Origin of the sequence: Micromonospora wenchangensis (genome assembly GCF_002210435.1) — a bacterium.
GTDB lineage: Bacteria > Actinomycetota > Actinomycetes > Mycobacteriales > Micromonosporaceae > Micromonospora > Micromonospora wenchangensis.
Genome location: NZ_MZMV01000005.1, coordinates 25874 through 38862 on the forward strand (window position 1 = coordinate 25874; position 12989 = coordinate 38862).

Consider the following 12989-nt stretch of genomic DNA (forward strand, 5'->3'; position numbering starts at 1 on the left):
GTGTCGGTGCCGCGACTGGTGCCTCCGCGACGACATGGGTGCGGACTGCCATGAGATTTCCTGTCTGCTCAATCACTTCGTGCGCGTGGACACGGAGACCATCGGTCATCGGAGAGCGGCGTCGCGTCGGTGGGAATTGCGTAACCGTTTCGGTCGTCGCGGACGCTCCGGGTGACGTCGGGTGGCTCGCCCAGCCCCGGCGGCATGTCGACGACGGATGATCGAGCCGGATCCCGAGCCTCGATCGGGACGACTAACGGGGCATGACAGCTCACCACCGGCCCGACGCGGCGACCGGCCCGCTGCGCGTGCAGGTTCTCCTGTACGACGGCATCGAGGAGCAGGACTTCGTCGGGCCGTACGAGGTCTTCAGCATCGCCCGCAGTGCCGCCCGTGCGCCGCTGACCATCGACTACGTCACCGCCGACGTCCCGCGGACGATCACCGCCGGTGGCGGCACCCGGGTCGAGGTCGGCACGGGTTGGTCGCCGTGGGACGCGGATCTTCTGATCGTGCCGGGCAGCGGCTTGACCGGCCCGACCCGGCCCGGTGTCGAACTGGAGATCGCGAAGGGTGACCTACCGCGGACACTCGCCGCGGCACCGCGCCCCGGCCTGGTCGTCGCCTCGGTCTGCACCGGAGCGCTGCTGCTCGGCGCGGCGGGTCTGACTCGTGGTCGGCGCTGCATCAAGAATCAGATGGTCAAGGACAAACTCGCGGCGTTCGGCGGCCTCGTCACCGAGGCCCGCGTGGTCGACGACGGTGACCTGGTCACCTGCGGCGGCGTCACCTCCGGACTCGATCTGGGACTGCACCTCGTTCGTCGTAAGTTCGGCGCGGATGCCGCCGATCTGGTGACGCGCATCCTGGAGTACGAGCCCCGGGGCACCGTCTGGACCTCCTGACCCGCGTCGTCCGCTCGATCGTCAGCGGTCGGTCACCCGGCCGCTGACTCGGTCTCACATCAGCGGGAAGCGGCAACCGTCTGGCGCACTGCAGGAGGCGAACAGCGTGACTTCCCGGCTGCTAACTCCGGACCGGACAGGGGGTAGCCTGGCCGGCGTGCGATCCGCGGCTGGCTCCCGGGGCTCACTGGTCGGCAGGTCGGTCGAGCTCAAGGTTCTCCACGAGCTGACCGGGGAGGCGCAAGCGGGGCGGGGCGGGGCGCTGGTGGTGCGCGGCGAGGCCGGCATCGGCAAGAGCACGCTGCTGGCACACGCCCGCGACGCGGCGTCCGGCGTACGTGTGATCCACGTGGCCGGGGCGGAGTTCGAGCGGGAACTGCCCTACAGCGCGCTGCATCAACTGTGCGTGCCGGTGCTGGGTCACCTCGCGGACCTGCCACCCCGGCACGCCGACGCGCTCCGGATCGCGTTCGGACTGGCGAAGGGCACGCCCGACCTCTTCCACATCGGCGTGGCGACGCTGGGTCTGCTCGCCGCCGCGGCCCGGGTACGCCCGCTGCTGTGCGTGGTTGACGACGCCCACTGGTTGGACGCGGCGTCGGCGAGGGCGTTGACGTTCGTCGGCCGGCGGGTGGCCACCGAGCCGATCGCCATGGTGTTCGCGCTGCGGTCGCCCGCCTCGGACGAGCTGCACGAACTGCCCGGCCTCGACCTCACCGGGTTAACCGACGCCGAGGCGCGGACGGTGCTCGCGGGCCGACGGCACCTCGTCCTCGACGAGCAGGTGCTCAGCCGACTGCTCGCCGAGGCCCGGGGTAACCCGTTGGCATTGCTCGAACTGCCCGAGGCGGGCGGCTTCGGGCCGCCGGACACCTCCCCGGTACCGACCCGTATCGAGCGCAGCTTCCGGGACCGGCTGTCGGCACTGCCGGACGACGCCCGTCTCCTGCTGACCGCGGCGAGCGCCGACCCCACGGGCGATGCCACCCTGGTGTGGCCGGCCGCGCAGCTGCTGGGCATCGACGTGCCGACCGCCAGCGCCGGCGTGGCCGCGACCGGCCTTGTCGAGTTCGCCGCCGACATTCGCTTCTGCCACCCGCTGGCCCGGTCCGCGGTCTACCGGGCCGCGTCGGCGCGGGAACGACAGCGGGCCCACCGGGCACTGGCCGAGGCGACCAACGCCGGCACCGACCCGGACCGGCGGGCCTGGCACCGAGCCCAGGCCACCGTCGGCCCCGACGACGACGTCGCCGCGGAACTCGTCCGATCGGCCACCCGTGCCCGGTCGCGCGGGGGCGTGGTGGCCGCAGCAGCCTTCCTGGAACGGGCGGCCGAGCTTTCCCTGGACCCCGCCGGCCGGCTCGAACGAACGTTCGCGGCGGCGCATGCCGCCCTCGTCGCGGGCCGTCCCGACCGAGCCGCCATCCTGGTCAGAGCCGTCGAGCACACCGGGCTCGACGAGTTCCAGCTCGCCCACGCCGACCTGCTGCGGGGACAGGTCGCCTTCCAGAGCCACCGGGACGAGAACGGCCCAGAGTTCATGATCCACGCGGGAAGGCGGTTGGCCGGGTTGGATCCGGAACGGGCCCGCAGGTGCTTCCTGGACGCGATCGAGACGAGTCTGCTCGTCGGCCGGGCCAGCGGCGTGCTCGATCTGGTGCTGGCCGCCGTGCGGTCGGTGCCGGCGACCGCGTCGCGTCCGCCGGACGTGCTGGATGCGCTGGGCCTGCTGAACTCGGCGGGCCACCGCAGCGCGATCCCGCTGATCCGGCAGGTTCTCGACGGCCGCCACGGTTCCGGCAGGCCCGGCTGGATCGAGCACCCCGCGCTCGCCCTCATGCTCGCGGCAGAGATCTGGGATCCCCATCGGTATGCGGCGATCGTCGAGTGGCTGGTGCGGACCGGCCGCGAGTCCGGTTCTCCGCTGCTGCTGCGTCTTGGGCTCGCGCAGGCGGGGTCGTACGGCGCGCTCACCGCCGACCCTGGCCTGGCGATGGCCTCGATCGCCGAGGAAGAGGCCATCGCCGACGCGATCGGCGGGCCGCCGATGCCCTACCACCGGATCCATCTGGCGGCCCTGCGTGGTCGCCGCGCCGAAGCGCTCGCGCTGTTCGAGAAGGCCACGGTCGCGGCGACCACCAGCGGCAGTGGTCTCCTGACCGGCAACATCGACTGGGCGTCGGCGGTGCTGTTCAACGGCCTCGCCGACTATCCGGCCGCGCTGGCGGCCGCTCGGCGGGCCGTCGCGGACGGCACCCTCTTCCTCGCCAGTTTCTCCCTGCCCGAACTGGTCGAAGCGGCGGTCCGCTGCGGTGACTCCGAGGCCGCCAGCTCGGCGCTGGAATCGCTCGTGGAACGCGCCGACGCCAGCGGGACCGCCACCGGTCTGGGCATCGCCGCATACGCCCGAGGGATGGTGACCGGGTCCGAGGAGCAGTACCGGACCGCCGTCGCGCACCTCGAACGGAGCCCGTTGTCGGCCTACCGGGCCAGAGCCCATCTCGTGTACGGAGAATGGCTGCGACGCGAGGGCCGCCGGCGGGACTGCCGAGCGCACCTGCGCACGGCACACCGCCTGCTGTCCGAGGCCGGATTCGAGGCGTTCGCCCGACGCGCCGCCGTCGAGCTGCGCGCCAGCGGGGAACGGCCACGCCATCGGTCACCACAGACGTACGACCAGCTGACGATTCAGGAGCTGCACATCGCCCGGCTGGTCGCCGCCGGCGCGACGTCCGGCGAGGTGGCCGCCCAGCTGTTCATCAGCCCGCGCACCGTCGACACCCACCTGCGCAACATCTTCCGCAAGCTCGGCATCAACTCTCGGCGGCAACTCCGGCACCGCTCCGATCTCGGCGCGTGACATCGCCGGGCCGGCCGGCGGCCGCACGGCGCCGGCCGGCCCAACTGGGGGAATCCGGTCAGACAGCGGAAGGCTCGACCGACTGCACGCGCAGCTGGGTAAGGAGCAGCAGCATGTCGGAGTTGAGCCAGTACTCGATGATCTGACCGTCGTGGACGCGCAGGAGGTCGACGCCGGTGAAGTCGACAGGCGTGCCGACCGGTGCCCCGGCGCCGGGGAAGCCTCCGCCGTAGGTGCCCGTGGCACGCCAACGCAGGGCCAACAGGTCGTCTTGGACGATCGGACCGACCTCGATGTCGAACACCAGGTCGGGTAGTGGACCGCGAAGCTGTGCCACCCAGCCGGTCATGGCCTCGGCGTCGTCGATCGCGCTGCCGTCGCCGCCGTCGGCCAGGGCCGCGTGCACCCTTACCCCAGGTGCGATCAGTTCATCGACGTCGCTGAAGTCTCCGTTCCACAACGCCTTCCAGGCACCGACCAGGCGGGTGATGTCGTCGCTCATGTCATCTCCATGTCTCTCGTGGTCAAACCGCGCAGGGGCGTCACCGGGCGCGCGCCCACGCGACAGGGCACCCGGCCGATGTCGCGGTTCCGCACGGGATCACCGTGCCCTGGCGACTGTCGCGTCCGCGTCGGCAGAACCTACGTACTCCGGAATACTCCGGCGGCTATGCACGGCGTCTGCGCAGTGCCGCTCCCGCGAGGACGAAGCCGATCAGGAACGGATAGATGATCCCGCGTTCGAACAGGCCGATGAGTACGCCCGCACCCGAGGCCACCATGGTCCCGAAGACCACGAGCGAGAGCAGGCCGAACATCCCGGACATGGTCAACAGACGGCCCAGCCCGGACGACATTCCGAGCAGCCGATACGCTCGACCGAGCAGGATGACGAGCACGTTGCCGGCGACGAAGGCCAAGATCGCGCCGATCCCGTGGTAGTCGGTGCCGTCAGTGCCGCCGTCCCCCGGAAACAGCCCCACCAGGACCATGCCAACCGCCAGCACGACCGCCGAGATGACCGTCGCCGCCCGCCGCCCACCCGGCAAGCCCTTCAGCATCGCGACTCCGGCCAGCGCGGCCAGGCCGGTCAGCCCGAGTCCGGTATTCATCACCAGGGCCAGTGGGGAGTACATGTACTGACCGAACGCGGTGAGCGGCCCGTGGACTCCGAGATTACTGATGAAGTGGTGGGTGTAGCTGTAGGGCGGATCCGTCCACGCCGCAGCGGCGACGAACTCGCCGGTGAAGTAGATGATTCCGCTGGCCATGAGTGCCACTGCGGCCGCGGTGCGCTGCCTGATGTCGGTCACGACGTCCTCCTGTAGATGAATCAGTGGCGTCAGCCTGCGGCGCGGCGCTGACACGCGGCACACACCGCGCGGACACCGCCCCGCCGCCGGACCGGACGGGGAAACGCGGGAGGATCGGGGGATGGACGGAGGTGAACGGCTACGGGTCACCCTGCTCGGCGCCTTCCGGGTCGCCCGCGGTGACACCACCCTGGCTGTACCCGGAACGCGCCTGCGGAATCTGCTCGTCCGGCTGGCGCTCGCTGGCGGCCGGCCGGTCACACCGGCCGTGCTGGTCGACGCGATCTGGGGGGAGGACCCGCCGTCCGACCCCACGCAGGCGCTCCAGCGACTCGTCTCCCGGTTACGCCGCGCGCTCTCCCCGGACGCCCCGGATCCCACGGTGGTCCGACAGGTCGCGGGTGGATACCGGCTGGCGGTGGAGGCATCCGATGTCGACGCCGTGCGGTTCGAGGAACTCGCCGCGACCGGCCGAGAGGCGGCACTCGCCGAGGCGGTGGCGCTGTGGGGCGACCGGCCCGGCGTCGAGCCCGCAATCATCGCGGCGGTCGCGCCCACCGTCGCGACCCGCCTGGTGCAGACCTCGATCGAGGTGGTCGCCGACCTCGCCGGTGCTGAACTGTTCTCCGGACGGGCCGAAGCCGCGACTGCCCGGCTGTCCGTGCTGTTACGGGAGCAGCCGGGACATGAGCGGGCGGCCGCCCTGCTGATGGACGCGCTGGCCGGTCTGGGGCGACAGGCAGAGGCCCTCGCCGTCTACGAGCGGGTCCGCGAGGCGCTGGCCGACGTGCTGGGCACCGATCCCGGCACCGCCCTGCGTGAGCGTCATCTGCGACTGCTGCGACCCGAGCCGCCCCGACCAGCGCCCGGCGCCTCGACGGCCGACCCAGTCGTGCCCGGGCTCCCGGCCGGGAGCCTCGGGGCCGGGCGGCCGAATGCTGACCTGCCCGTGCCTCTGACCAGCTTTGTCGGCCGCGATGACGACCTTGCCCGGATCTCCGCCCTGTTCACGGCCGGGCGGCTGGTCACCGTCGTCGGACCGGGCGGCGCCGGAAAAACCCGCCTCGCGCTGGAAGCCGGCCGCCGCCACCGTCACGACTACCACGATGGTGTACGGCTGGTCGACCTCGCATCCGTCACCGACCCCACCAAGATCATATCGGCTCTGCTCGCCGCGATCGGTCTGCGGACCGGCGGCCCGCTCGGGCGGACCGGCGACGACGAGTCCGACGTCCTCCTCACCGAACTCAGCGACCGGGAGATCCTCCTCCTACTGGACAACTGCGAGCACCTGATCGACGCCGTGGCGCGCGTCGTCTCCTCGCTGCTGCCCCGCTGTCCCGGCCTGCGGGTGCTCGCCACCAGCCGTGAACCCCTCGCGGTCGACGGCGAGGGGCTCGTCCCATTGGCTCCGCTCGAACTACCCGGCCCGGACGCCGACGTCGCGCAGGCCCGACAGACCACGTCGGTACGCCTGTTCACCGCTCGCGCTGCCGCCGTACGCCCGGGCTTCGATGTCGACGAGACGACGCTGTCCAACGTCGTGCGCCTCGTACGTGGACTTGACGGCATGCCTCTCGCATTGGAGCTGGCCGCCGCCCGGCTTCGGACGCTGTCGCTGCTCGACCTCGCGGAGGGGCTGGCCGACCGGTTCCACCTGCTCGGCAGGGGCAGCCGCACCGCACCACTGCGGCACCGCACCCTGCGCGCGGTGATCGCGTGGAGTTGGGATCTGCTCGACGCCGGCGAACGGGCCGTCGCGGAACACGTCGCCATCCTGCCCGGCGGCGCCACGGCCAGCTCCGCCACCGCAGTCTGCGAGGGGAGCGCCGATGTCCCGAACGTGCTTGCCACACTCGTCGACCGGTCGTTGCTCCAGCTAGATCCAACCACCGGCCGCTACCGCATGCTGGAAACAATCAGGGAGTACGGCAGGGAACGGCTGGCCGAGGCCGGCACGCTCGGGCGAGCTCGTGACCTGGCCGCGGCCCACTTCGCCGCGCTGATGGCCGAGCAGGATCCCCGACTGCGTGGACCCCACCAACTGGCCGCGATCGGGATCGTCGACGCAGAATACGACAACATCCTCGCCGCCCTCGACCATCTGTGCGCCGCCGGGGACGCCACGGGTGCGATCGCTCTCGCTCTCGACCTCACCTGGTACTGGCAGATGCGTGGCCGCCATGCCGACGGCATCCATTGGCTGGGGCAGGCACTGGCGGTGGCGAACGGCGAATGGACTGTCGCACGCGACTGCGCCCGTGCCGCCTATCTACTCAACCGAGCGGACATCACCGCCGGCGTCTCCGCGCGGTATGAGGTCGACGAACAAACGACGGTGCAGGAGCTGGCCGGTCGGCTGCTCGCCCATCCGCACCTGCCGGGCCACTTCCGTCTGCTGGGTTCGATCCTTCTGTTTCTCCAGGACGAGCCAGCCGCGCTCGCGACCTTCACGCGTTTCACCGACGGCGACGACCGGTGGTCGGCCGGGCTGGCGCACATGTTCCAGGCCGAGATCGCCGAAAAGGAAGGGGCGCTCTACCGGATGCGCCGTCACGTCGAGGTGGCGCTGGACCACTTCCGGCGCATCGGTGACCAGTGGGCCACGGCTGCCGTGCTACCGATGCGTGCGGCCCTGCGGCGGTACGACGACGTCGACGGCGCCATGTCCGACCTCACCGAGGCCCGGACGCTGACCGGCCGATTCGGAGCGCTCGGCGTCAGCGACCAGTTCCACAGCGACCTGCGCTGGATCGACCTGCACCTGCGCCGCGGTGACACCGATCTGGCGGCAGACCTGCTCGACGCCGCACGAGCGCGCGCCCGGCGCGCGTCCTCGACGGAGATGCTGGTCCTCATCGACATACACGAGGCGGCCCTGAGGGTGCGGCTCGGCGACCTCGACCGTGCGGGTGACCTCATCGACGCCGCAGAGCGGGGGCTGTCCGTCGTCCCGGCCTACCCGGCCGATCACGCCCGTGCGCTGGTGAGTAGCACCAGGGCGGCGCTCCTTCTGCAACTGGGCGACCTGTCCGGTGCCGACGAGGCGCTGGCGGTAGCGCACGAGGCGGCCCGGGCCACCCGGGAGCTACCGGTCCTCGCCCAGGTGACAGTACAGATGGCCGCGGTTGCCGACCGGCGGGGAAGACATCACGAATCGGCCGCGCTCCTCGGTGTCGCCGCCCGCCTGCGCGGCGCGCACGACCACACCGACCCGCAGGTCAGGGAGCTGACCCGCAGGGGAAAGACTGCGCTGGACGAGGACGGGTTCGACGCGGCGTACGCGGCGGGTCGTCGCTGCGTGCAGCAGACCACGGTGCAGGTGGCGGCTGCCACCTGCACCGTGACCGACAGCGACCGGTAGCGCGGCGCGTCATGCCGTCGCGGACCGGCCGGACCGGCTCACGGGCGCTCACCTTCTTCGGCCAGAAGCGCGAGCACGCTGTCGGGTGGCGTGCCGCCGAAGATGCTGGCCATCAGCTCCTCGTCCTGCGAGACCTCGGCGGTACGCGGGAACATGGCCTGTTCGTACTCCGCGATGGCGGCCTCGATGTCGCCGGGGCGGGCGGCGAGAGCCTTGCCGAGTTCGGCGCCGTCCAGCATGGCGAGGTTCGCGCCCTCGCCGTTCGGGGCGACCAGGTGCGCGGCGTCACCGAGCAGCGTGACGCCCGGGACGCGATCCCATCGGTGGCCGAGCGGCAGTGCGTGCAACGGGCGCAGGACCGGTCCGCCGTCGGCGTCGGTGATCAGCGCGGTGAGTTCGGGGGCCCAGCCCTGGAACTCCTGAACGACCCGGGCGGCGGCCGTGGCGCGGTCGGTGAAGTCGATGTCGTCGAACCAGTCCAGCGGGCGGGTGAGGGAGATGTAGGCGTGCAGGGTGCCGCCGCTCTCCCGGTGGGCGACGATCCCTTCGGTGGCCGACGGCGCGTACATCGATCCCTCACCGACCATTTTCGCCACCCTCGGGTGCCGGGTGGTGGCGTCGTACAGGTAGGTCTCGACGTACGACTCACCGGTGTACTCCGGAACGGCGTCGGACAGCAGCGGCCGGATCCGTGACCAGGCGCCGTCCGCACCGACCAGGAGTTCCGTCTCCATGGTCGAGCCGTCGGCGAAGGTGACCGCGTGACGACCGTGGCCGAGACCGCGTACGGTCCTGGCCTTCGCCCCCCAGCGGACCGTGCCAGTCGGGAGTGAGTCGAGCAGGATTCGCCTCAGGTCGCCGCGCTGTACCTCGGGGCGTCCGCCGGAGCCGTCGTCGCCCTTCTCGAACAGCACCGTGCCGTCCGTGCCGAGGAACCGCATCGCCTGGCGGCCCGCCAGCACTATGCGACGGAACTCGTCGGTCAGCCCGGCGGCCTCAATGGCGAGTTGCCCGTTGTAGTCATGGATGTCGAGCATTCCGCCCTGCGACCGTGCCGCGGCCGTGGCCTCGGCTTCGTAGACCTCCACCGGCATGCCGTGCCCGGACAGCACTCGGGCCAGGACGAGACCGCCGAGCCCGGCGCCGATGATGGTGACTGGGTTGTTCATGATGCCCTCCCGGTGCGTGGATCGCTGCTCGCCAACAGTCGCCACTGCCGCTGACGTCTGGCTCTCACGGCGCGGACACGGCGCACCACCAGCCGTCCTGCGGTCACCGGACCGTTCCGCTCGGCCGCCGGGCGGAACGACTAGGACGTGACCCGGGGAAGGTGGCGCTCTGGCGGTCCGTCGCCAGCGAACTCGCGCTGAGGAAGTCGATGCGCAGCACGTAGTTGCTGTGCACAGGTAGCGGTCGGGGAAGTTGTAGGAGCGGAACGAGGACCAGGAGTTATCGGCCAGCCCGGCGGTGCGGTAGAAGGTCGCGTCTGCCCGGAAGAGGGCGGTGTTGTCGTTGGCGGCGAGCCCTGCCACGTAACCGCTGTGCCGCAGGTAGTTGCCCGGGCGGTTCACCGACTCGAACGACACCCCGGCGGAGTCCGCGAGGCCGGGGACCATCCGCCACATCTGGTCCTGGCAGGGGTCGATAGGCGTACGGGTCGATGCGGACCGATCCGTTGGAGTGCCGAACGTAGTAGTCGGGGAAGTCGGAGGACTTCAGCCGGACCCAGTTCGGGGTACCCCAGCTGCTGGTGGCGGCACTGTACCCGGCATCGGTGATGCCGGTGATCGAACCGTGCTTGCTGTTCAGCGGTGGGGTGTAATCCCGCTGGTTGGTCACCGTCCACGAGTTGCCACTGACACTGCTGGTGGACCAGAGGTACATGTCGTTGTTGACGGGGGAGAACGAGTCGCCCCACAGCCACCAGGCACCGCCGACCGGGGAGGACAACACCCGCTGATCGCTGGATCACCTGGATCGCCCCAGGGAAGCTGGGGATGCTCCTTACACGCTACCGGCCGCGCCGCCGTGGATCGCCGAGGGTTGGAGCTGCTCGGGCCAGCGCACTCGGCCGCGTCTCGGAACCGTCAGAGGCAAAGTTGCGAAATCCGGCCCAGGGCCAGGCGGCTGTGCCGGGCCTCGGCCGACACGAACTTTCCGCGTTCGACGCCGATCACCGCTGGACGACCGTCCCGGGAACTTCTTCGACGAGGTGTCGGCCGGTGGGGACATCCACGCGTTGCAGTAGATCCTGCACGACTGGGACGACGACCGGTGTGTGCGCATCCTGCGCGACTGCCGGCGGGCCAGGAAAGCCCGGACGGCCGGGGTGGTTGGCACTGGACAACGTCCTGCCCGAGGGTGACGCCGCCATCCGGGCAAGAGCATCGACCTGAGCGGCCGGGCAATGGCCGGGCACTGGCCCGCACCGTCCGATCCCGGTGGGTAGAACAGCCTGGCCGGCCCGGACGGCCGCATCCCGACGGACCCCACGGCATGCAGCGCCGTGGGGTCCGTCGTCGGAAAGCCGGGCACGTCGACGCACCGGAGACTCCGCGCGGACCGCGCAGGACGAACCTCGCCCCCAGCCGCCCAATCCCGGACGACGACCCGGGGCTTAGCTGGTGGTGCAGGTGATGCTGGCCGGCGGGTTGTTGGTGCCGTTCCACGTCGCGGTGAAACCGAACGTGGTGGAGGTGCCTGCGGCGAGCGTGCCGTTGTAGGCGACGTTGGCGACCGTAACGCTCGCCCCGCTCTGGGTGTGGCTGCCGTTCCAGATCTGGGTGATCACCTGCCCGTTGGGGAAGCTCCAGGAGACCTTCCACCCGTTGATGGGCGTCGCGCCGGCGGTGACGGTGACGTCGGCCTGGAAGCCACCGGCCCAGGAGTTGGTGATGGTGTACTTCGCCGTCGCCTGGCCGGCCGGCGGTGCGGTGGTGCCGGTCGGCGTCGGGGTGGGGGTGGGGGTGGGAGACGGTGTCGCGGTGGGGGTCGCGCCGACGAAGGTCAGCTTGACCACGTACGCGAGCGCGCTGTACGGAGCGCTCGCCGAGGGCATGGTGACGTGCAGGCCGGACCCGTCCTGGGTGGGCCGGGGCAGATTGACGTACGTACCGGCGGTGGAGCCGAGCAGCTGCACGCCGGTCAGGTTGCCCAGGTTCACCCGGCTCGACGTCATCGTCGAGATGGTCAGGGTGCTGCCCGGCCAGCCCAGCACCGTCGCGTACAGGACGGTGTTGTTCTTGTTGCGGGTGAACCGGATGTCCCGGTTGGTGCCCGCGCGCGGGGTGACGAAGGACCCACCGCCCATCTGGGTGGGTCCCTCGCCGAAGACGGACCAGGCCCGGGTGCCGTAGATCGACTCGCCGAACCGCTTGAGGTGGTCGCCGATGCCGCGCAGGATCGTCTGCTGCCCGGACGGGATGACGCCGTCGGCCGTCGGCGCGACGTTGAGGACCATGGTGCCGTTCTTGCTGACCCGGTCGATCAATGCGTGCAGCAGGGCGGTGGTCGAGTAGTAGCCGATGCCCTGCGTGTAGCACCAGCTGCTGCTGGAGACGCTGTCGTCGGTGAGCCAGTAGGGGGACTGGATGCCTGCCGGGCCGCCGCGCTCGAAGTCGTAGACCTCACCGCGGTTGTTGAACCCGTCCTTGTAGGTGACCACCACGTCCCGGTTCCACGCGACAGCCTTGTTGTAGTAGTACGCCAGGAAATCGAGCCGCCGTGCCTCGTCGATGCGGCCCAGGTAGAGGTCCTGCCAGATGAGATCGGGTTGGTAGCCGTCGATGACCTCCCGCAGCTTGTCGGTCCACAGTTGCTGCTCGGTGGCGTTGTCGAGCTGACCGTAGAGCTTGCGCAGGGTGGTGCTGGACTGCTGCGGCACGTACTGGTAGTAGCCGCCGAAGTTCCACTGGTGGTGCAGCGAGACGAACAGCTTGAGACCCTTGGCGCGGATGGCGTCGGCGTGCAGCCGCAGCAGGTCCAGCTTCGGGCCGGTCGCCACGGAGTTCCACTCGTTGACCCTGCTGTTCCACATCGAGTAGCCGTCGTGGTGCTCGGCCACCGGGCCGGCGAACCTCGCCCCGGCGTCGACGAACAACTGGGCCCACTCGTTGGGGTCCCAGTTGCCGCCCGCGGATCTGAGCTTCGGCGCGAACTGCACCCAGTTGCCGGCCTTGTCACGGCCCCCGTTGATGAAGTTGTGGTACGGCCAGGCCGCCGGATCGCCGTACACGCTCTTGTGATGGTTGTTCTCGTACGAGCCGTTGTTGTACATGTTGCGCGGGTACCACTCGTTGCCAAACGCGGGGACGGCGAACGCTCCCCAGTGGTAGTAGATGCCGAACTTGCCGTCCTGGAACCACTCGGCGGCCGGCGGGTGCTGGTCGACCGACGCCCAGGTGGGCGTGTAGCTCTGCGGCCCCGCCGTGGCCAGGGCGTTGCGGACGCCCAGCAGGCCGGTGGTGGCGGCGATACCGGTGGCACCGCCCGCGACGAGCAGTCCGCGGCGGGTCAGTCGGAGGGGGATCGAGGACATTGGACGCTCT

At 70.6% G+C, this 12989-nt stretch carries 8 protein-coding genes and 2 pseudogenes; 4 read left to right on the plus strand and 6 right to left on the minus strand.

Features of this window, described 5'->3' with window-relative positions:
* Positions 1 to 263 precede the first annotated feature (263 nt).
* Positions 264 to 905, plus strand: a complete 642-nt coding sequence (locus B5D80_RS04065; RefSeq protein WP_088642407.1) for a DJ-1/PfpI family protein — start codon at positions 264 to 266, stop codon at positions 903 to 905.
* Between the two features lie 157 nt (positions 906 to 1062).
* Positions 1063 to 3765: an AAA family ATPase gene (locus tag B5D80_RS04070; protein WP_088642408.1), complete on the plus strand. Its 2703-nt coding sequence runs from the start codon at positions 1063 to 1065 to the stop codon at positions 3763 to 3765.
* A 58-nt stretch (positions 3766 to 3823) separates the two neighbouring features.
* On the opposite strand, the gene B5D80_RS04075 is transcribed toward B5D80_RS04070, so the two are convergent.
* Together B5D80_RS04075 and B5D80_RS04080 are read right to left on the minus strand one after the other, a co-directional pair.
* Positions 3824 to 4267, minus strand: a complete 444-nt coding sequence (locus B5D80_RS04075) for an ester cyclase (protein WP_088642409.1) — start codon at positions 4265 to 4267, stop codon at positions 3824 to 3826.
* 166 nt (positions 4268 to 4433) lie between these two features.
* Positions 4434 to 5078, minus strand: a complete 645-nt coding sequence (locus tag B5D80_RS04080; RefSeq protein WP_211291385.1) for a DUF998 domain-containing protein — start codon at positions 5076 to 5078, stop codon at positions 4434 to 4436.
* Between the two features lie 121 nt (positions 5079 to 5199).
* On the opposite strand from B5D80_RS04080, the gene B5D80_RS04085 reads away from it, so the two are divergent.
* Complete coding sequence (locus tag B5D80_RS04085; RefSeq protein ID WP_088642410.1) at positions 5200 to 8442, plus strand: AfsR/SARP family transcriptional regulator; 3243 nt, start codon at positions 5200 to 5202, stop codon at positions 8440 to 8442.
* 38 nt (positions 8443 to 8480) lie between these two features.
* Here B5D80_RS04085 and B5D80_RS04090 read toward each other — a convergent pair whose 3' ends face one another.
* From B5D80_RS04090 to B5D80_RS34150, 3 genes and pseudogenes are all read right to left on the minus strand, one after another.
* Complete coding sequence (locus B5D80_RS04090; RefSeq protein WP_088642411.1) at positions 8481 to 9611, minus strand: FAD-dependent oxidoreductase; 1131 nt, start codon at positions 9609 to 9611, stop codon at positions 8481 to 8483.
* Positions 9612 to 9905: 294 nt separating this feature from the next.
* A pseudogene (locus B5D80_RS34145) lies at positions 9906 to 10067 on the minus strand (AbfB domain-containing protein); the annotation flags it as partial.
* 37 nt (positions 10068 to 10104) lie between these two features.
* Positions 10105 to 10326 (minus strand): annotated as a pseudogene (locus B5D80_RS34150) (alpha-L-arabinofuranosidase); the annotation flags it as partial.
* A 367-nt stretch (positions 10327 to 10693) separates the two neighbouring features.
* On the opposite strand from B5D80_RS34150, the gene B5D80_RS35045 reads away from it, so the two are divergent.
* Positions 10694 to 10807, plus strand: a complete 114-nt coding sequence (locus tag B5D80_RS35045; protein WP_425437161.1) for a hypothetical protein — start codon at positions 10694 to 10696, stop codon at positions 10805 to 10807.
* Between the two features lie 252 nt (positions 10808 to 11059).
* Here B5D80_RS35045 and B5D80_RS04100 read toward each other — a convergent pair whose 3' ends face one another.
* Positions 11060 to 12979: an alpha-L-fucosidase gene (locus B5D80_RS04100; RefSeq protein ID WP_088642412.1), complete on the minus strand. Its 1920-nt coding sequence runs from the start codon at positions 12977 to 12979 to the stop codon at positions 11060 to 11062.
* Positions 12980 to 12989: the final 10 nt, after the last annotated feature.

What these genes read in the sequence shown, in the direction of transcription:
- B5D80_RS04065 (WP_088642407.1), top strand. Translation starts at nt 264, where the DNA reads ATGACAGCTCACCACCGGCCCGACGCGGCGACCGGCCCGCTGCGCGTG.
- B5D80_RS04075 (WP_088642409.1), bottom strand. Translation starts at nt 4,267, where the DNA reads ATGAGCGACGACATCACCCGCCTGGTCGGTGCCTGGAAGGCGTTGTGG.
- B5D80_RS04085 (WP_088642410.1), top strand. Translation starts at nt 5,200, where the DNA reads ATGGACGGAGGTGAACGGCTACGGGTCACCCTGCTCGGCGCCTTCCGG.
- B5D80_RS04090 (WP_088642411.1), bottom strand. Translation starts at nt 9,611, where the DNA reads ATGAACAACCCAGTCACCATCATCGGCGCCGGGCTCGGCGGTCTCGTC.
- B5D80_RS04100 (WP_088642412.1), bottom strand. Translation starts at nt 12,979, where the DNA reads ATGTCCTCGATCCCCCTCCGACTGACCCGCCGCGGACTGCTCGTCGCG.